Consider the following 19,356-nt stretch of genomic DNA (forward strand, 5'->3'; position numbering starts at 1 on the left):
CGACAACGCACACGCGGTGCGGTATGTTGACTGCATCCCGGCAGTTTTCCGCGATGCGGATAAGAGCTGCCACGACGATGAACGGAGCAGCGCATGGCGGAGGGTCAGCCCGAGGGCGTCAAGTCGGTCGCGAGGGTGTTCGACCTGCTCGAGCTCATCGCCGACGCGGGCGGCGACGTCACGCTGAGCGAGCTCTCGACGATGGCCGAGCTGCCGCTGCCCACGATCCATCGCCTGCTGCGCACGCTCGTCGCCCTCGGCTACGCCCGGCAGCTCGCGAACCGTCGCTACGCGCTCGGCCCGCGCCTCGTGCGCCTCGGCGAGGTCGCGAACCGCCAGTTCGGCCGGCTCGCCCGCCCCCAGCTCAAGGAGCTCGTCGAACGACTCGGCGAGACCGCGAACCTCGCAACCCTCGACGGCGACCAGGTCATCTACGTCTCGCAGGCACCGTCGCCGCACGCCATGCGCATGTTCACCGAGGTCGGCCGCCGCTCGCACCTGCACGCCACGGGCGTCGGCAAGGCGATCCTCGCCCAGCTCGACGACGACACCGTGCGCGACATCATCGCCCGCACGGGGCTCCCGCAGTCGACCGTGCACTCGATCGACACGCTCGACGCGCTGCTCGACGATCTCCGCCTCATCCGCGAGCGCGGGTACGCGATCGACGACGGCGAGCAGGAGATCGGCGTGCGCTGCTACGCGATGACGGTGCCCGGAGCCCCCATCCCGACCGCGGTGTCGGTCTCGGGCCCGGTCGCCCGTGTCGACGAGGAGTTCGCCGAGCGCGCCATCCCCGTGCTGCGCGAGGTCGTGCAGGAGATCGCCGACGCGACAGCCGCCGCGTAGCCCCGCGGCGGGTTGAGGAGGGAGCGCAGCGACCGTCTCGAAACCCACCCAGCGGGTTGAGGAGGGAGCGCAGCGACCGTCTCGAAACCCACCCAGCGGGTCGTCGACCGCTCAGCGCTTGTCGCGCGCCCGACTGCTCAACCCCGGGAGCTGTCCGAACTCGCCGCGGATCAGCGCTTCGCGCTTGCGGCGACTCCAGCCCTGCACCTGCTTCTCACGGGCGTACGCGTCGTCGATCCGGTCGTACTCCTCAGCGAAGACGAGCTCGACGGGCCGTCGCGTCGAGGTGTAGGACGGGACTACTCCGAGCGAATGCTCTTCGAGGCGTCGCTCGAGATTGCGCGTGCTTCCGACGTAATAGGTTCCATCGCTACAGCGGAGCATGTACATGTGCGGCATCGTTCGAGGATGCGGGAGCCCGCGGCCCCCGGCACGACCTTCAGGCTTGAATTCGGATGCCTCGCCGCGAGGTCGCGCTGGGGAGGATGAGTCGATCGGCAAGGTCGCGACGAATTCGGGTTTCGAGACGCTCCTTCGTCGCTCCTCAACCCACCACGGGTTTCGAGACACTCCTTCGTCGCTCCTCAACACACCACGGGTTTCGAGACGCTCCTTCGTCGCTCCTCAACCCACCACGGGTATTGACGCGGCATCCCGCTTCGCCATACTCTTTCCGTAGTTCAGAACTTTGCTTCCGTTATACGGAAGTGATTCGACGGAGAGGAGGGTGACGAATGTACGACCGCCACGACCACGAGGACGCAACGATCGTCAACCGACCGCTCGCCGTGAGCTATGCCTCGATCGAGGTCGACCCCGACATCTACATCCCGGCGCGCGCCGCCAGGCGGGGCATCTTCGCCCGCTGGTTCCACCGCACGTCCGGGCTGAGCCGCCGGGCCGCCTGAACGAGCGGGCGAGCGCGAACAAGCGCTCACGCGAGCAAATATCCGTTCTGCGAAATCGGGATTCCGAATCGTAAGAACTTCCTGCCACCGACGCAGTACTATCGGTATGTACTGCCCTTGGCAGGCGCGGCGCGAGGTGGGGCCACCGGGGCCCCGGTGCCGCAGGCGTCATCGATGACGCCTCACCCGAGGAGATCCATGGACGAGATCGCCATCACCGTCAACGGGCTTCGACGCCCGCTCGAGGGTGCCACCGCCCACACGACCGCACTCGACTGGTTGCGCGACACCGGCCTCACGGGCAGCAAAGAGGGCTGCGCCGAAGGCGAGTGCGGCGCGTGCGCGATGCTCATCGCGACGCCCGCCGCCGGCGGCGGCACCGAGTGGACCGCGGTCAACGCCTGTCTCGTGCCCGTCGCGGCGCTCAACGGCCAGGAGGTCGTGACCGCCGAGGGCCTCGGCTCCCCCGACGATCTGCACCCCGTGCAGGAGAAGCTCGCCGAGGCGGGCGGCTCGCAGTGCGGCTACTGCACCCCCGGCTTCGCCTGCAGCATGGCGGGCGAGTACTACCGCACCGACCGCGTTCCGGCCCCGGCGCACGACCACGATCCGGCCGACGCGCATGATGAGGGATGCCCCGTGCACGACCCCGAGCACGGGCCGAACGGCTTCGACCTGCACGCGCTGAGCGGCAACCTCTGCCGCTGCACCGGGTACCGCCCGATCCGCGACGCCGCCTACGAGCTCGGCTCGCCCGAGCCCGGCGACGTGCTCGCCGAACGCCGCGGGCACCCCGCGCCCGCGCCCGTGCCGACCGACTTCACCGCCGGCGGTGGGCGGTTCGTCCGCCCCGCCTCGCTCGACGAGGCCCTGCGCATCCTGCGCGACGAGGAGTCGCCCCTCCTCGTCGCGGGTTCGACCGACGTCGGCGTCGAGGTCAACCTGCGTGGCCGCCGCGCGCCCCTCGTCGTCGCGATCGAACAGCTCGACGAGCTGCGCACCCTCGACATCGGCGACGACGTCATCGAGATCGGCGCAGCGCTGGCGCTCTCCGAAGTCGAACGCCAACTCGACGGCCGGGTGCCGCTCCTCGCGCAGCTCTTCCCGCAGTTCGCGTCGCGGCTCATCCGCAACCGCGGCACCATCGGCGGCAACCTCGGCACGGGCTCGCCCATCGGCGACACCCCGCCCGCCCTCCTCGCCCTCGGCGCGCGGCTCGTGCTGGCCTCGTCCGACGGCGAGCGCGAGGTCGAGCTCGCCGACTACTTCACGGGCTACCGGCAGACGATCCGCCGGCCCGACGAGCTCATCCGTGCGATTCGCATCCCGTTGCCGCTCGCCCGCGTGACGGCGTTCCACAAGATCGCGAAGCGCCGCTTCGACGACATCTCGAGCGTGGCGCTCGGCTTCGCACTCGACATCGCGGGCGGGGTCGTCACGAACGCCCGCATCGGACTCGGCGGCGTCGCCGCGACGCCGCTTCGCGCGTACGACACCGAGGCCGCGCTCGTCGGCAAGGCCTGGAACATCGCCACCGTCAAGGCGGCATCGGCGGTGCTGAAGGGCGAGGGCACGCCGATGAGCGACCACCGCGCCTCGAGCGACTACCGCTCGCTCATGCTCGGCAGCGCACTGCTGAAGCTCTACTCGACCACGATCCACGACGAGAAGGAGGTGTCGGCATGAGCGCCCTCGCCGACCGCCCCGCCAACCCCGTCGTCGGCCGCCGCGCCGCGCACGAGAGCGCCGCGCTGCACGTGACCGGCGCCGCCATGTACACCGACGACGTCGCCGGCCTCTCGACGGGCGTGCTCACCGCCTGGCCCGTGCAGTCGACGAACGCGCACGCCCGCGTGACGATCGACGTCGGCCCCGCCTACGACGTGCCCGGCGTCGTGCGCGTGCTCACCGCCGACGACGTGCCCGGTCTCAACGACGCCGGCATCAAGCACGACGAGCCGCTCTTCCCGAGCGAGGCCATGTTCTACGGCCACGCGCTCGTGTGGGTGCTCGGCGACTCCCCCGAGTCGGCCCGCCTCGGTGCCGAGGCCGTGAAGGTCGAGTACGAGCCGCTGCCGTCGTACATCACGGTGCAGGAGGCCATCGACGCCGACTCGTTCCAGGGCATCGCCCGCACGGTCGAGCGCGGCGACGCGAAGACGGCCATCGCCGCGGCCGACCGCGTCTTCGAGGGTGTCACCCAGTTCGGCGGCCAGGAGCACTTCTACCTCGAGACGCAGGCGTCGTTCGCCGTGCGAGACAGCGAGGGGCAGTACTTCATCCAGTGCTCGACGCAGCACCCCTCCGAGACGCAGGAGATCGTCGCGCACGTGCTCGGCATCGCCTCGAGCGAGGTGACCGTGCAGCAGCTGCGCATGGGCGGCGGCTTCGGCGGAAAGGAGATGCAGCCGCACGGCCTCGCCGCGATCGCCGCGCTCGGCTCGAAGCTCACCGGCCGCCCCGTGCGCCTGCGCCTCAACCGCACGCAGGACCTGACGATGACGGGCAAGCGCCACCCCTTCCACATCACGTGGAAGGTCGGCGTGAGCGCCGACGGGTTCCTGCAGGGGCTCGACGCCACCCTCACCGCCGACGGCGGCTGGAGCATCGACCTCTCCGAGCCCGTGCTCGGCCGCGCGCTCTGCCACCTCGACAACGCCTACTGGATTCCGAACGTGCACGCCCACGGGCGCATCGCGAAGACGAACAAGACGTCGAACACCGCGTTCCGCGGCTTCGGCGGGCCGCAGGGCGTGTTCCTCATCGAGGACATCCTCGGCCGCATCGCCCCCGAGCTCGGCATCGACCCGACGGTGCTGCGCGAGCAGAACTTCTACGCGCCCGGCCAGACCACACCGTACGGCCAGCTCGTGAAGGACGCCGAGCGCATGCCGCTCATCTGGTCGCAGCTGAAGAGCGAGTGCGACTTCGACGTGCGCAGCGCGGAGATCGCGGAGTTCAACGCCGGGCACGACGACGTGAAGCGCGGCCTCGCGATCACGCCCATCAAGTTCGGCATCTCGTTCAACTTCGCGGCGTTCAACCAGGCGGGCGCGCTCGTGCACGTCTACAAGGACGGCTCGGTGCTCATCAACCACGGCGGCACCGAGATGGGCCAGGGCCTGCACACGAAGATGCTGCAGGTCGCCGCGACGGCGCTCGGCCTCGAACTGCACCAGGTGCGGCTCGCCCCGACCCGCACCGACAAGGTGCCGAACACCTCGGCGACCGCGGCCAGTTCGGGCGCCGACCTCAACGGCGGCGCCGTGAAGAACGCGTGCGAGCAGATCCGCGAGCGCATGGCGAAGGTCGCCGGGCGCCTGTTGAACGTCGACGAGCGCGACGTGCGCTTCGAGGGCGGTTTCGTCACGGGTCTCGGCAACCGCGACCAGCGGCTGAGCTTCGCCGAGGTCGCCGAGGCGGCGTACCTGCAGCGCGTGCAGCTCTGGGCGGCCGGCTACTACCGCACCGAGGGCCTGCACTGGAACCCCGACCTCATGCAGGGCTCGCCGTTCAAGTACTACTCATACGGCGCCGCGGCGACCGAGGTCGAGGTCGACGGCTTCACGGGCGCGTACCGGGTGCGCCGCGTCGACATCATCCACGATGTGGGCGACTCGCTCTCCCCGATGCTCGACATCGGCCAGATCGAGGGCGCGTACGTGCAGGGCGTCGGCTGGCTCACGCTCGAGGAGCTGCGCTGGGACGAGACCGACGGCCCCGGCCGAGGCCGCCTGCTGACCCAGTCGGCCTCGACGTACAAACTGCCCAGCTTCTCGGAGATGCCTGAGGAGTTCAACGTGCGCCTGTTCGAGAAGGCCCGCGAAGACGGCGCCGTGTACGGTTCGAAGGCCGTCGGCGAGCCGCCGTTGATGCTCGGGTTCAGCGCGCGTGAAGCGATCCGCACCGCCGTCGGCGCGTTCGGTCCGGCGGGGCGCGGCGTCGTGCTGGGCTCGCCCGCGACTCCCGAAGCGGTCTACTGGGCGATCGAGGCGGCGCGGGCCGAGGCATCCATCGACGCGGATGCCGCTGAGCCGAGCCGCACGACCGTCGACGCCGAGGCGGGCACCGAGCCCGCCCTCGCGGGCGCCGACTCCTGAACGGAGGGTCGCGCACGATGGACTGGCTCGACGCCCTCCGGCGCCTCCGCGACGCGCGGACGCCCGCGGTGATCGTCACGCTCGCCATCGTGCGCGGCCACGCCCCGCGCAACGGCGGCGCGAAGATGGTCGTCGCCCCCGACACGGTGTTCGGCACCGTCGGCGGCGGCAACCTCGAGCAGACCGCGATCGACCGGGCCCGCGAACTGCTCGCGGCCGGCTCGGCCGAACCCGAACTGCTCACCCTGAAGCTCAGCGACAAGGCCACGACCGAATACGGCGTGCAGTGCTGCGGAGGAGAGGTCACGCTCATGCTCGAACCCGTGCGGGTCGTTCCGTCGGTCGCCGTGTTCGGCATGGGGCACGTCGGCCTCGAGCTCGCGCGCATCCTCGCGCGGCAGGAGCTCGAACTGCACCTCGTCGACTCGCGTGCCGAGATGCTCGCGCCGTCCCGCCTCGGAGTGCCCGGCGTCTCGGGCGTACTCGCCGATGCCGTCGCCGACGTGCGCGTGCACCACGAGCCCGTGCCTGAAGCGGGCCTGGCCGAACTGCCGCCGGGCGCCCACGTGCTCATCATGACCCACGACCATCTCGAAGATCTGGCGATCACCGACAGCGCGTTGCGTCGCGATCGCCTGGGCTCGATCGGGCTCATCGGGTCGAAGTCGAAGTGGGTCAGGTTCACGGCGAAACTCACCGAGCTCGGCCACGACGAGGCCGACCTCGGGCGGGTGACGACGCCGATCGGCATCCCCGAGGTGGCCGGCAAGGCGCCCGCGACGATCGCGGTGAGCGTGGCGGCACGCATCCTGCAGCTCATCGAGGAGGCCGCATGACCGCACCCGTGCGCTCGGTCATCGTCACCGGGGCCGGCACGGGCATCGGGCGGGCGACCGCCCGCGCCCTGCTCGACGCCGGCTTCGGCGTCACCCTCGCGGGGCGCCGAACCGGTCCGCTCGAGGAGGCCGCCGCCGCGACGGGCGACGACAGCTCGAGGCATCCCGCCGCCCTCGTCGTGCCCTGCGACGTGACCGTGCCCGAGCAGGTCGATGCGCTCGTCGCCGCGCACGTCGAGCGGTTCGGGCGCCTCGACGTGCTCGTGAACAACGCGGGCGTGCCCGGACCGGCGGCCGACATCGGCGAGCTGCGCCCCGACGACTGGGCCGAGGTCGTCGCCGTCAATCTCACGGGCGCCGTGCTCTGCGCCGGGGCGGCGTTCCGCCAGATGGTTGCTCAGCGCCCGAGCGGCGGACGCATCATCGACAACGGCTCGATCGCCGCGCACTCGCCGCGGCCGAAGTCGGTCGCGTACACGACGACGAAGCACGCGATCGCCGGACTCTCGAAGTCGATCGAGCTCGACGGGCGGCCCTATGGCATCAGCTGCACGCAGCTCGACGTCGGCAACGCGCGCACCGAACTGCTGGACGGCTTCGTCGGCGAGGGCGCCCTGCAACCCGATGGGCGACGCCTGGTCGAGCCGACGATGGACGTGGCGATCGTCGCCGGTCTCATCGCGCAGCTCGCGAGCCTGCCCGCCGAGGCGAGCGTGCCGCAGTTGACCGCGACCGCCGCCGGCATGCCCTTCGTCGGCCGCGGCTGACCCGCCCGGCGTGCTAGCCCGCGCCCCACGCGAATCGCCAGTGTAGGAAGAACTGGCGCACCCCCGGAGTGTCGCGCACCGACACGCCGCCCCTGCGCCAGAAGTTCCTACACAAGAATCGCGACCGCGGCGTCAGTCCGTCGCGACGGTCGGCCGGCGACGCAGCGCGAGCGGCAGCGTCGCGAGCGAGATGGCGCCCGCGACGAGGAACGCGACGCTGAACGACGACCCCGTCGCGATCACGCCGACGACGATCGCGCCGATGCCGCTGCCCGCGTCGAAGCCGATGTTCCAGACCGCACTCGCGAAGACCGACTGGTTCGGCTGCACCACGGCGAACGCCTCGCCCATGGTGAGGTTCTGCAGCGCTCCGTAGCTCACCCCGACGAACGCCAGCCCGACGAGGAGCGGCGCGGTCGCGGCATCCAGAGCGCCACCGGGACCGACTGCGGGACTTGAACCCGCAACTTCCCCAAGCCCGACGACGGCCCACGCCACGAGCCCGAGCCCGGCCGTCGTCGCGACGATGAACGGCCAGAGCAGCTGGTGCGTCCCGTACCGGTCGGCGAGTCCACCGACGAGCCACCGGGTGAGCGCGGCCATGCCGGTGAACAGCGCGAGCCCGAACGTCACGGCGACGGCGTTGTCCGTGACCTGCGGGGTGAACGTGATGAGCGCGCCGCCCGCGAGCGTGACGCCGAGCAGGATCCCGACGGGCGCGAACAGGGCGCGCAACGCGGCGCCCCGCCCGACCTGATGCACGTGCTTGGAGGCCGAAGCCGCGGCGGCCGCCTGCTCCGCGTGACGGGCGTGCAGGCGGCGGGCGAGCCTGACCGCGGGCACGATGCCGACGAGCGGCAGCGCCCCCGCGACGAACACCCACCCATAGCCGAACGTCTGAGCGACCCAGGGCGCCAGCGGCAGCAGCAGCAACTGCGGCCCGGCGATCGCGAGGCCGAACGCACCGATCGCGCGCCCGCGGCGTGCAGGTTCGACGAGGTCGGCGACCGCGCCCGACCCCGCGACGGTGAGCACGGCGAAGCCCGCTCCGCGGACGGCCGAGACGGCGAGCACCGCGACGAGATCGTTCGAGGCGAGCAGCGCGAGCGACGGGGCCCCGAGTAGCACGAGCCCCGCGACGAGCACGGGCCCCCAGCCGAGCCGGCGCAACGCCGCCGGCACGAACACCTGGAACAGCACCGTCGAGAGCATGAAGACGCCCGTGACGAGGCCGGCACCCGCGGCATCCGCTCCGCCCGTCACCGCCCACTGCGGAGCGACGGGCAGCAGCACCGCATACCCCGAGAAGCCCGCCGCGACCATCGTCAGCAGGGCGGGCATGCCGGGCGCGCGCCAGACCGAATGCGTCACGTGCGTTCCTCTTTCTCATGTGTGCATTACCGGCGGCGACCGCGCAGGCGGGCTGATCCGTTGCGGATGCCTCGCGCCGAGGCATCCCGAATCACCCTGCCGCACGCGAATCGGCCCGACCCGGACCGCACACGGAGTGCGGACCGGGCCAGGCCGTCGTCGTGGAGCCGGCTGCGTCTAGCCTGCCAGCATCGCCTCGATCGGTCCGCGCACGAAGTAGAGCGCGAAGCCCGCCGAGACGACCCACATGAGCCAGTGCACCTTGTTGGCGCGGCCCGAGAGGGCGTTCACGAGCGTCCACGAGATGAAGCCGACGCCGATGCCGTTCGCGATCGAGTAGGTCAGCGGCATCGTCACGATCGTGAGGAACGCCGGCAGCGCGACCGCGAAGTTCGAGAACTTGATCTCCTTGATCTGCGCCATCATCATCGCACCGACGACGACGAGGGCGGCCGAGCCGACCTCGATCGGCACCACGAGGGTGAGCGGCGTGAGGAACATCGAGAGCAGGAACAGCACGCCGACGACGAGCGACGCGACGCCCGAACGGGCGCCCTCGCCGATGCCCGAGGCGCTGTCGACGTAGACCGTGTTCGACGACGTCGACGTGGCGCCGCCCGCGACCGCACCGAGACCCTCGACGACGAACGCCGAGCGCAGGCGCGGGAACGTGCCGTCCTTGTGGGCGAGGCCGGCGTTCTTCGCGAGACCGGTCATGGTGCCCATCGCGTCGAAGAAGTTCGAGAACACGAGGGTGAAGACGAGCATCGTCGCGCTCAGCACGCCGATGCGGCTGAACGCACCGAACAGGTCGAACTGGCCGACGAGCCCGAAGTCGGGCACGGTCACCCATGAGGCGGGCAGCTCGGGGATCGTCATGTGCCAGCCGTTCGGGTCCTCGAACGAGGGGCCGAGGTTCAGGATGGCCTGCGCGATGATCGCAACGATCGTCGTCGAGACGATGCCGATGAGGATGCCGCCGGGCACGCGCCGCGCGACCAGGATGCCGATCGTGAGGAGGCCGAGCAGGAAGATCAGCGTCGGCACCGACGTGATCGATCCGGCGTCGCCGAGCTGCACGGGCGGGCCGCCCGGGGTGCGGTTGACGAAGCCCGAGTCGACGAAGCCGATGAAGGCTATGAACAGGCCGATGCCGACCGTGATCGCGGCCTTGAGCGCCTGCGGCACGGCCTTGAAGATCGCGGTCCGGGCGCCGGTGGCACCGAGCAGCACGATGATGATGCCGTTGATGACGACGAGGCCCATGGCCTCGGGCCAGGTGACCTGCCCGACGACCGAGACCGCGAGGAACGAGTTGATGCCGAGGCCGGCCGCGAGCGCGAACGGCAGTCGCGCGAAGACGCCGAACAGGATCGTCATGACGCCGGCGGTGAGGCCGGTCGCCGCGCCGACCATGGCCGGGTTGAGCACGTTGCCGTCGACGTCGGGCACGTTGCCGAGGATGAGCGGGTTGAGGATGACGATGTAGGCCATCGTGACGAAGGTCACGATGCCGCCGCGGAACTCCCGGGCGAGGGTCGAGCCGCGCCGCGAGATCTCGAAGAACCGGTCGAAGGCGTTCTTGGGCTCGGCGTCGACCGTCGTCGTCGCGCCCGTGGGCAACGGGTTCGGCACGCTCGCGACGGCGAACGTGTCGAGCGACGGCTCGGTGCGGGCCTCGAGGTTGGGGGTTGGGGAATCTGCAGTCCCGGCGGTGCCGTCGGACTGCGTCACGGCGGCGTCATCGCCGGCGCGCGTTGTCGAATCCATGAGAGGGCTTCCTTGCTGTTGAACGCCGGCGCGGTGGACTCCCCGGGGTACCGGGTGGATCTCCGTTGATCCGACTCATGGGTGGCCGCACGGTCGTCAGGGTTCCTGCGGCGGCCGGGTTCGAAGCTAGCAGTCGGTCGGGCCCGCGTCTAGAGATTTTCGGAATCGCGCTTCCACATTATGGATATCGGAATTGCGCCTCCGCAGATGCGGCGATATCGTGTGGTTCATGACGCACTATCGGATCAGTGAGGCCGCCGAGTTGCTCGGCGTGAGCGACGACACCGTGCGCCGGTGGGTGCACGACGGCGCACTGAGCTCCACGAAGGACGGTGCGGGTCTCCAGGTCGTGCCCGGCGCCGAGCTCGCCGAGCGGGCGAAGGCGGTCGCCGCCGCCGTCGCCGACCGCAGCCACGTGCGCCGCAGCGCACGCAACCGCTTCGTCGGCTTGGTGACCGACGTGCAGATCGACGGGCTCATGGCCCAGGTCGAGCTGCAGTGCGGGCCGCACCGCGTCGTCTCGCTCATGTCCGCCGAGGCGGCGCGCGAGCTGCGGCTCGAGGTCGGCTCGCGCGGCGTCGCCGTGGTCAAGGCGACCACGGTCATCATCGAGACCGAGAAGGATGCTTCGCAATGACCCGTCCCCGCCACCTGCTGCCCGTCGTGATCGGCCTCGCCGCGCTCGCCCTCACGGGGTGCGCCTCGGGCGCCGGCGACTCGACCACGGAGCCGAGCGCCGCACCGACCGCCGCGACCGACGACCTCGGCGGTGAACTCACGATCTTCGCGGCAGCCTCGCTCGGCGGCGCCTTCGACGAGCTCGCGACGGAGTTCGAGGCCGCGCACCCCGGGCTCGACGTCGTGCCGATCACGTACGACGGATCGTCGGTGCTCGCGACCCAGCTCATCGAGGGCGCCTCGGCCGACGTGTTCGCCTCGGCCGACGAGAAGAACATGACGAAGGTGGTCGACGCAGGCCTCGCCGACGAGCCAGTCGACTTCGCGACCAACGTGCTCGAGATCGCGGTCGCCCCGGACAACCCGCTCGGCATCGCGGGGCTCGACGACCTCGCCGACGGCGCGGCGACGGGCGCCGACGGCGGCCCGATCACGGTCGTCGTCTGCGCGCCCGAGGTGCCGTGCGGCAACGCGGCGCAGACGCTCATCGCCGATGCGGGCATCACGGTCACCCCCGCGAGCGAGGAGCAGAACGTCACCGCGGTGCTCACCAAGGTGAAGGCAGGCGAGGCCGACGCCGGACTCGTCTACGTCACCGACGTGCGGGCGGCCGGCGACGCCGTCGCGGGCGTCGAGATCGACGACGCGGATGCCGCGACCAACGTCTACCCGCTCGCGGCCCTGACCGACGCGCCGAACCCCGACGCCGCCGCTGCGTTCGTGGAGTTCGTCGCGTCGGAGGCGGGGCAGCAGGTGCTCGCCTCGTTCGGCTTCGGAGCGCCGTGACGCAGACGGCGGCATCCCGCTCGCTGACGGCGCCGCCCGCGCGCCGCGACGCCACCCGCGTCGCGGCGCGCTTCCCGCTGTGGCTCTACGTGCCCGCGGCGATCGGCGCCGCCGTGCTCGTGCTGCCGTTCGCCGCACTGTTCGCCCGGCTCGACTGGGTCGGCGTGCCCGCCGCGATCACCTCGCCCGAGGCGCTGCAGGCCCTCGGCCTGTCGCTGACGACGGCCTCGATCGCGACCGCCGTGTGCATCGTGCTCGGCGTGCCCCTCGCCCTCGTCATCGCCCGGTCGGGCCCAGCCCTCGCCGCCGTGCTGCGCACGCTCACGACGCTGCCGCTCGTGCTGCCGCCGCTCGTCGGCGGCATCGCGCTGCTCGCACTCCTCGGCCGGCAGGGCCTCTTCGGCGACGCGCTCGCGGCGTTCGGGCTCCGCGTCCCGTTCACGACCACGGCCGTCGTCATCGCGCAGACGTTCGTCGCGCTGCCGTTCCTCGTGATCTCGGTCGAGGGCGCGCTCCGCACCGCGGGCACGCGGTACGAGCTCGTCGCCGCCGGGCTCGGCGCGAGCAGGTGGACGGTGTTCCGGCGAATCACGCTGCCGCTCGTCGCGCCCGGCCTCGTCGCCGGCACCGTGCTGTGCTTCGCCCGCGCGCTCGGCGAGTTCGGCGCAACCGCCCTGTTCGCCGGCAACTCGGCGGGCACGACCCGCACGATGCCGCTCGCGATCTACACGGCCTTCAACGGCGCGGGCGTCGAGGAGGACACGGCGATCGCCCTCTCACTCATGCTCATCCTCGTCGCGATCGGGGTGCTGCTGCTCATGCGCGGCTGGCGGGCGGACGCCCCGCGATGAGCGTGCCCACTCCCCCGAACGCCCGCGTCCTCATCCCGCCGGGCCCAGTGTCCACGCCGCCGACGCAGGCCCTCGACGTCGACGTGCAGGTCGCCGCCGGCACGTTCCGGCTCGAGGCCCGACTCCTCGTCGAGCCGGGCGACGTGCTCGCCGTGCTCGGGCCGAACGGCTCGGGCAAGTCGACCCTGCTCGGCGCGATCGCGGGCCACCTCGAGCCGAACGTCGGGCGGGTCCTGCTCGGCGAGCGCGTGCTCACCGACCTCGGCGACGGGCGACGCATCGTGCTGCCGCCCGCCGATCGCCGGGTGGGCCTGCTCGGACAGCACGGCCTCGTCTTCCCCCACCTGACCGCCCGCGAGAACATCGCCTTCGGCGCGCGTGCCCGCGGCGTGCCCGCCCGCACGGCGCGCGCTGCCGCCGACGACTGGCTCGCCCGCGTCGGACTCGAGGGCCTCGGCGACCGTCGACCGGCCGCGCTCTCCGGCGGGCAGCAGCAGCGCGTCGCCCTCGCGCGAACCCTCGCCGCCGAACCCGAGGCGCTCCTGCTCGACGAGCCGTTCGCCGCGCTCGACGTCGAGGCCGCGGCATCCATGCGGCGGCTCGTCGCCGACGAGCTCGCTCGGCTCGAGGTTCCGGCAGTGCTCGTCACCCACGACCCGCTCGACGCGATCGTGCTCGCCCGGCGGGCGGCGATCCTGCACGACGGCGCGATCGTCGACGAGGGCCCGACGGGCGAGGTGCTGGGGCACCCGCGCACGCCGTTCATCGCCGCCCTCGCCGGCGTGAACCTCGTGACGGGCGTCGCCGCCGCACGCGACCGCCTCATCGCCGACGGGCTCGAGCTGCGCGGAGTCGGCGTGCTGCACATCGGATCGGCCGCCTCGGCGGTGTTCAGCCCTGGCGCCGTGCACGTCGGTCCCGCAGGTTCCGACCAAGCCGAGCGGGATGCCGCCGGCCGCGATGGACTCGGCGCCGAGGCATCCGGGCGCACCGACCGGGATGCCGCGGTCCGAGCCGGGCTCGGGTCCGAGGCATCCGCATCGCCGTCGATGCCCGCTGCAGGACCGGACCGACCGAACCGCTGGACCGGCACGGTCTCGCTCGTCGAGCCGGCCCCTGGCGGCGTTCGCATCCGCATCGCCGAGCACCCCGGGCTCGCCGTCGACGTGCCGTCGTCACGCGCGGTCGCGCTCGACCTCCGCAACGGTTCGCGACTCGCCTTCAGCGTCGCCGCGGGTGACGTCTCGGTGCGCGCGGAGTCCTGACTCCGTTTGCGGAGCCGCGCAGCGGCGGTGTTACCGTAGTGGCCGACACGAGGGGGTGACCGATGACGACGACCGTTCCGACACGCGATGACGCGACGGGGCGCCCTCGCGCGCGCCGGCTGCCCTCGACCGGGCTCGTCACCGACCGCCTCGCTCGGCCGATGCGCGACCTCCGCATCTCGATCACCGACCGGTGCAACTTCCGCTGCGTGTACTGCATGCCGAAGGCCGTCTTCGGGCGCGACTACGCGTTCCTCGACCGCGACGAATTGCTGAGCTTCGAGGAGATCACGCGCATCGCGCGGGTCGCCGCCGCGAACGGCGTCGAGAAGCTGCGCCTCACGGGCGGCGAACCTCTGCTGCGCCGCGGCGTCGAGTCGCTCATCGAGCAGCTCGCCGAACTGCGCACGCCCGACGGGCGACCGCTCGAGATCGCCCTCACGACCAACGGCTCGGCCCTCGCGGTCAAGGCCGCATCGCTCAAGCAGGCGGGGCTCACCCGCGTCACGGTGTCGCTCGACTCGCTCGACGACGCGCGGTTCCAGGCGATGAACGACGTGCGGTTCCCGGTCTCGCGCGTGCTCGACGGCATCGACGCCGCGCACGAGGCTGGGCTCGGCCCGATCAAGCTCAACATGGTCGTCAAGCGCGGCCTCAACGACGACGAGATCCTGCCGATGGCCAGGCATTTCAAGGGAACTCCGTACACCCTGAGGTTCATCGAGTACATGGACGTCGGCACGTCGAACGGCTGGTCGCTCGACGAGGTCGTGCCGTCGGCCGAGATCGTCGAGCGCATCGGCGCCGAGATGCCGCTCGAACCGCTCGGGGCGACCGCGCCCGGCGAGACCGCGACGCGCTGGCGGTACACCGACGGCGGCGGCGAGATCGGACTCATCTCGAGCGTGACGAACGCGTTCTGCGGCACCTGCAACCGCGCGCGAATCTCGACCGAGGGCAAGCTCTTCACGTGCCTGTTCGCCGACGAGGGGCACGACCTGCGGGCGCTCCTGCGCGGCGGCATCGACGACGAGGGGCTCTCTCTCGCGATGGCCGGCATCTGGGGCGCGCGCGATGACCGGTACAGCGAGATCCGCTCGACGCTCACGCCCGAACTGCGGCTCGCGCGCCAGAAGGTCGAGATGAGCTACATCGGCGGGTGAGCCGGCCTACAGCCCGACCCACTCCGAGACGCCGTCGGCGAAGTGCTGCCGCTTCCAGATCGGCACGGTGCGCTTGATCTCCTCGACGAGTCGCTCGCACGCGTCGAACGCCTCGGCACGGTGCGCGGCCGCCGTGGCCGCGTAGAGCGCGACATCGCCGATCTTCAGCTCGCCGACCCGGTGCACCGCGGCGATCGCGAGCCCGGTCTCCGACGCGACGCGTTCGACGCACTCGGCGAGGAACCGCTCGGCCTCGGGGTGCGCGCGGTAGTCGAGCGAGTGCACGCCGCGGCCGCCGTCGTGATCGCGCACGACGCCGCAGAACAGCACGATCGCGCCGCTCGCGTCGGCCTCGACGGCGGCGCGCACGGCGCCCTCGTCGATTGGCTGGTCGGTGATGGCGGCCAGGGTGGTGCTCATGCGTCTCGCTTCCGACTGGTCGGCGCCGTCATCGACGCACGAACTCCGAGGCGACGGCGGCGAAGCCGTCGATGCCGCCGGCCAGGTACGTCACGTCGACGTGGCCCCGGTCGGCGAGTGCCCGCGCCGCGCGACGCGAGCGGACGTCCCGTTCACAGTAGACGACGATCGCACCGTCACCCGCGGCGGGCTCGGCGCCCGTGAGCAGGTCGCCGAGCGGCACGAGCTCGGACCCGTCGATGCGTCGCAGCTCGGCCTCGGCGGGCTCGCGCACGTCGACGAGCCGCATCGGCGCGCCCTCGCGCAGGCGGCGCAGCAGTTCGGCGGCCGAGATGCGAGGGTCCGCGGCATCCTGATTCGACCGAGCGGATGCCTCGGAGCCGGCGCCGACCGTCGGCTCGAGCCCGCAGAACAGCTCGTAGTCGACGAGCGAGGTGATCTCGGGCGCATCTGCGATCGCCTCGTAGGCAAGCTCGCGGGTGCGGCCGGTGAGCGCGTCGATCGTCGTGACCCGGCCGAGCAGCGGCGTGCCGACGCCCGTGACGAGCTTCACGACCTCGCCCGACATGAGCGCGCCGACCGTCACGCAGAGCGAGGGCAGCACGCCGCCGAGCTCGCACGAGAGCACCTCGTCGGGCGGCGGGGGCACCGGGAAGAGGTCGCGGTAGGTTGGGCCCTCGCGGTGCCACGCGATGCTCACCTGCCCGTGGAACCGCAGGATCGAGCCCCACACGAGCGGCACGCCCGCGATGATCGCGGCGTCGTTCGCGAGGTACCGGGTCGGGAAGTTGTCGCTGCCGTCGACGAGCAGGTCGTAATCGGCCAGGAGGTCGACGAGGTTCGCCGAGGTCAGGCGTTCGCGGTGCCGCACGACGCGGATCTCGGGGTCGGTCGCCGCGACCGTGTCGGCGAGCGAATCGACCTTCGGCCGGCCGAGGTCGGCGACGCCGTGACCGAGCTGGCGGTGCAGGTTCGAGAGCTCGACGTCGTCGTCGTCGGCGATGCCGATCGTGCCGACGCCCGTGGCCGCGAGCAGCGGCACGACGGTCGCGCCGAGGCCGCCGGCGCCGATCACGAGCACCCGCGCCGCGGCAAGGCGTCGCTGGGCGAGCTCACCGAAGCCCGGCAGCATGATCTGCCGGCTGTACCGGGCGATGCGCTCGGGAGCGAGCGGCGGGGCGGGCTCGACGAGCGGGCGCGGGTTCGGCCGCGCGTCTGTGACGCGCGTCGTCGCGGCTGCTGCGGGCGTCGAGGGCATGCGCCAATTGTAAGCTCGGCCAGAACGACGCCTCCGCTTGGTGGACATCTGTTTCCGAATATCGGATGCCGCACGGGCGCCACGAAATCGCATCGCTCGCGCTACAACCCAGCTCGCGCGTCTTGGCATCGGCTTTGTGGTTAGTCCGATGACGTGACACCGTAGCGATTTCGGAAGGCTGCGATGAATGAATGCAGTTCCACCGCCGCAGGATCATCCCGGCCGATAAGTTCCGCTTCGGCGGAGTCGATGCTCTCGGCTGCGCGACTGAGATTCCCCTCGCGGGGCTCGACGAGCGGTCGACGGCGCGGCTCGCCGGACCTGAGCCGGATCACGAGCTCAAGAGCTCAACCGAACCTTCAGCAGACCCCTCCTTATGTTCCTCAGCGACTATTCCTCTGCCGGCAAGCGTGCTGGCGACTTCCCGGATGCTTGCGAAACTCGCCACTATGAGAAGTCGACCGGCAAGAGGGACAGCGGTATCCGCAAGGAGTCGACGTAGAAGGGCGGGGAACCTTCGAACAGGAGCAGGAAGACTGCCTCGTCGTGTTCGACTCGATAGGCATGTGAAAGGACCTTCAGTATGGTGCCATCACGCAACGTGATCTCCCAGATCTCTGGAGCCATCGCAAGCTCACGCGCATTCTCCAAGTTCACTAGTTGACCCCCAGGATCTTTGCCCCTTGTTCTACGACACGTGTGACATTCTGGTGGCCTGAGATCCGCTTCTGGAGGGGTCGCGGCATACCAATCCAAGAAACCGTCTCAAAGTCGTACAAGTACTTTTCACGTCCCTGTTGAAAGTGCAACTGACCGGCTCGCACGCCTGGCGCCGGGTTTTCGACATCATTTCGATAGCCGAGGCCCGGTTTTCGTCAAGGTTGTGCCCGGCGTTTTTCGTCCCGCTCTCCCCAAGCATTCCCGACTTCTCAGTTTCTCGTGACCCACCCGCGGCGTCACGGTTCATGACTTCGACGCGGCTGTCTCCCTCGCGTATCCGATCAAACCGGTCAGTCCGCTCGTCGCTGCGGCCGTACCTGCGGACGCGAGAGCAATCCCACCGGCGACCATGAATCCGCCACCGGTGCAACCGACGCCAGTCGCGCACAATGCGCCACCGCCCGCCACCAAGTCGGTTCCGGCCCACATCATCAGCAGCCCAAGAGGACCTCGGTGGTTTCGAGCGGGTCTTTTGGGGCGCCCTTCAGCTCGGCGCACGATTGGTTTCTCGCCTCGAATCCGTCGGCGCTCCTCAACCAAACGCTTGATCGACTCGGCCGTGGCCTCGATACGCTCCTTCGTCGCTACTCGACCGACGGGGCATCCCGCGCCGGGGTAGCATCGTCGCATGCCTCCCGTGACCGTCCGGTACTTCGCGGCGGCCGCCGAGGCGGCCGGCGTCGAGGAGGAGCGCCTCGACATCGCCGCTGACTCGACCCTCGGCGCCCTGCGCGACGAGCTCGTCGAACGCTACGGCGTCGCGATGGAGCGCGTGCTCCGCAGCGGCTCGTTCCTCGTCGACGGCACCGTTCACCGCGACCCCGCGCATCCGGTCGGGGCGACCGTCGACATCCTTCCCCCGTTCGCCGGCGGGTGAGCATGGCCGGCACCACCTCGATGACCGCCGCCGACGTGCTGGCGCGGCTCGCCGAACTCGAAGACCCGAAGATGCGTGCCGTGAACGAGCGCCACGGCGACGACCACGGCGTCAACCTCACGAAGCTGCGCGGCGTCGCGAAGGACCTCAAGACGCAGCACGAGCTCGCGCTCGAGCTGTGGGCGACCGACGACACCGCAGCCCGCCTCGTCGCGATCCTCATCGCGAAACCCAAGTCATTCGACGCCGCCGAGCTCGATGCGATGCTGCGCGAGGCCCGGGCGCCGAAGGTGCGCGACTGGCTCGTGAATTACGTCGTGAAGAAGAGCCCGCACCGCGAGACGCTGCGGCTCGCCTGGCTCGACGACACCGATCCGCACGTCGCCGCGGCCGGCTGGGCGCTGACGGCCGACGTCGTCGCGAAGCAGCCCGAGCTCGTCGACCTCGACGCCCTGCTCGACGAGATCGAACGCGAGATGCAGGGCGCCGCCGAACCGCTGCAGTGGGAGATGAACACCTGCCTGGCGATGATCGGCATCAACCACCCGGCCGAGCGGGCTCGGGCGATCGCGATCGGCGAGCGGCTCGAGGTGCTGAAGGACTACCCGACGCCGCCGAACTGCACGTCGCCGTTCGCCCCGATCTGGATCGGCGAGATGGTGAGCCGGCAGGGCGCGACCGCGTAGAGCTCAACACTTCGGGAGGTTCGGGGAGCGGACCCCGCGACTACACTGCCC

The 19,356-nt window shown here is 71.0% G+C and carries 18 protein-coding genes; 13 read left to right on the forward strand and 5 right to left on the reverse strand.

Going from position 1 to position 19,356, the window contains the following annotated elements; all coding sequences use genetic code 11:
• Positions 1–93: 93 nt before the first annotated feature.
• Positions 94–849, forward strand: coding sequence for an IclR family transcriptional regulator (locus MUN74_RS03735; protein WP_244855073.1), 756 nt, complete (start codon positions 94–96; stop codon positions 847–849).
• 111 nt (positions 850–960) lie between these two features.
• On the opposite strand, the gene MUN74_RS03740 is transcribed toward MUN74_RS03735, so the two are convergent.
• Positions 961–1,239 carry a GIY-YIG nuclease family protein gene (locus tag MUN74_RS03740; protein ID WP_244855074.1) on the reverse strand — a complete coding sequence of 93 codons (279 nt, stop codon included), beginning with the start codon at positions 1,237–1,239 and terminating at the stop codon, positions 961–963.
• 344 nt (positions 1,240–1,583) lie between these two features.
• Between MUN74_RS03740 and MUN74_RS03745 the strand changes: the two genes are divergently transcribed.
• From MUN74_RS03745 to MUN74_RS03765, 5 genes are all read left to right on the forward strand, one after another.
• Complete coding sequence (locus tag MUN74_RS03745) at positions 1,584–1,757, forward strand: hypothetical protein (protein WP_244855075.1); 174 nt, start codon at positions 1,584–1,586, stop codon at positions 1,755–1,757.
• Between the two features lie 198 nt (positions 1,758–1,955).
• Entirely contained in the window at positions 1,956–3,443 is a 1,488-nt protein-coding gene (locus tag MUN74_RS03750) for a xanthine dehydrogenase small subunit (protein ID WP_244855076.1), read from the forward strand.
• Complete coding sequence (gene xdhB / locus MUN74_RS03755; RefSeq protein WP_244855077.1) at positions 3,440–5,857, forward strand: xanthine dehydrogenase molybdopterin binding subunit; 2,418 nt, start codon at positions 3,440–3,442, stop codon at positions 5,855–5,857. Before MUN74_RS03750 ends, xdhB begins: the two co-directional genes overlap by 4 nt.
• Before the next feature lie 17 nt (positions 5,858–5,874).
• Entirely contained in the window at positions 5,875–6,693 is an 819-nt protein-coding gene (gene xdhC, locus MUN74_RS03760; RefSeq protein WP_244855078.1) for a xanthine dehydrogenase accessory protein XdhC, read from the forward strand.
• Positions 6,690–7,460 (forward strand): SDR family oxidoreductase, encoded by a 771-nt coding sequence (locus MUN74_RS03765; RefSeq protein ID WP_244855079.1) that lies wholly within the window; start codon positions 6,690–6,692, stop codon positions 7,458–7,460. The genes xdhC and MUN74_RS03765 overlap by 4 nt, the downstream gene beginning before the upstream one ends.
• Positions 7,461–7,592: 132 nt before the next feature.
• On the opposite strand, the gene MUN74_RS03770 is transcribed toward MUN74_RS03765, so the two are convergent.
• Together MUN74_RS03770 and MUN74_RS03775 are read right to left on the reverse strand one after the other, a co-directional pair.
• Positions 7,593–8,831, reverse strand: a complete 1,239-nt coding sequence (locus MUN74_RS03770) for an MFS transporter (RefSeq protein WP_244855080.1) — start codon at positions 8,829–8,831, stop codon at positions 7,593–7,595.
• Positions 8,832–9,008: 177 nt separating this feature from the next.
• Positions 9,009–10,601 (reverse strand): NCS2 family permease, encoded by a 1,593-nt coding sequence (locus MUN74_RS03775; protein WP_244855081.1) that lies wholly within the window; start codon positions 10,599–10,601, stop codon positions 9,009–9,011.
• A gap of 229 nt (positions 10,602–10,830) precedes the next feature.
• On the opposite strand from MUN74_RS03775, the gene MUN74_RS03780 reads away from it, so the two are divergent.
• The 5 genes from MUN74_RS03780 (at position 10,831) to moaA (ending at position 15,344) form a co-directional block, all read left to right on the forward strand.
• The gene (locus MUN74_RS03780; protein ID WP_244855082.1) at positions 10,831–11,238 is read left to right on the forward strand and encodes a TOBE domain-containing protein; all 408 of its coding nucleotides are present in this window, start codon (positions 10,831–10,833) and stop codon (positions 11,236–11,238) included.
• The gene (gene modA, locus MUN74_RS03785) at positions 11,235–12,065 is read left to right on the forward strand and encodes a molybdate ABC transporter substrate-binding protein (RefSeq protein WP_244855083.1); all 831 of its coding nucleotides are present in this window, start codon (positions 11,235–11,237) and stop codon (positions 12,063–12,065) included. The genes MUN74_RS03780 and modA overlap by 4 nt, the downstream gene beginning before the upstream one ends.
• A gap of 23 nt (positions 12,066–12,088) precedes the next feature.
• Positions 12,089–12,916, forward strand: coding sequence for an ABC transporter permease (locus MUN74_RS03790; RefSeq protein ID WP_370647374.1), 828 nt, complete (start codon positions 12,089–12,091; stop codon positions 12,914–12,916).
• Between the two features lie 2 nt (positions 12,917–12,918).
• The gene (locus tag MUN74_RS03795) at positions 12,919–14,181 is read left to right on the forward strand and encodes a sulfate/molybdate ABC transporter ATP-binding protein (RefSeq protein ID WP_244855084.1); all 1,263 of its coding nucleotides are present in this window, start codon (positions 12,919–12,921) and stop codon (positions 14,179–14,181) included.
• A gap of 62 nt (positions 14,182–14,243) precedes the next feature.
• Positions 14,244–15,344 (forward strand): GTP 3',8-cyclase MoaA, encoded by a 1,101-nt coding sequence (moaA, locus tag MUN74_RS03800; RefSeq protein ID WP_305038263.1) that lies wholly within the window; start codon positions 14,244–14,246, stop codon positions 15,342–15,344.
• Positions 15,345–15,350: 6 nt separating this feature from the next.
• On the opposite strand, the gene MUN74_RS03805 is transcribed toward moaA, so the two are convergent.
• Positions 15,351–15,764, reverse strand: coding sequence for a molybdenum cofactor biosynthesis protein MoaE (locus tag MUN74_RS03805; RefSeq protein WP_244855085.1), 414 nt, complete (start codon positions 15,762–15,764; stop codon positions 15,351–15,353).
• 28 nt (positions 15,765–15,792) lie between these two features.
• The gene (locus MUN74_RS03810; RefSeq protein ID WP_244855086.1) at positions 15,793–17,022 is read right to left on the reverse strand and encodes a ThiF family adenylyltransferase; all 1,230 of its coding nucleotides are present in this window, start codon (positions 17,020–17,022) and stop codon (positions 15,793–15,795) included.
• Positions 17,023–18,370: 1,348 nt separating this feature from the next.
• Here MUN74_RS03810 and MUN74_RS03815 point away from each other — a divergent pair.
• Both MUN74_RS03815 and MUN74_RS03820 read left to right on the forward strand, forming a co-directional pair.
• Positions 18,371–18,619 carry a MoaD/ThiS family protein gene (locus MUN74_RS03815; RefSeq protein WP_244855087.1) on the forward strand — a complete coding sequence of 83 codons (249 nt, stop codon included), beginning with the start codon at positions 18,371–18,373 and terminating at the stop codon, positions 18,617–18,619.
• Positions 18,620–18,621: 2 nt separating this feature from the next.
• Positions 18,622–19,305: a DNA alkylation repair protein gene (locus tag MUN74_RS03820; protein ID WP_244855088.1), complete on the forward strand. Its 684-nt coding sequence runs from the start codon at positions 18,622–18,624 to the stop codon at positions 19,303–19,305.
• Positions 19,306–19,356 lie beyond the last annotated feature (51 nt).

Source organism: Agromyces sp. H17E-10, assembly GCF_022919715.1.
In the GTDB taxonomy this organism is placed as follows: Bacteria; Actinomycetota; Actinomycetes; order Actinomycetales; family Microbacteriaceae; genus Agromyces.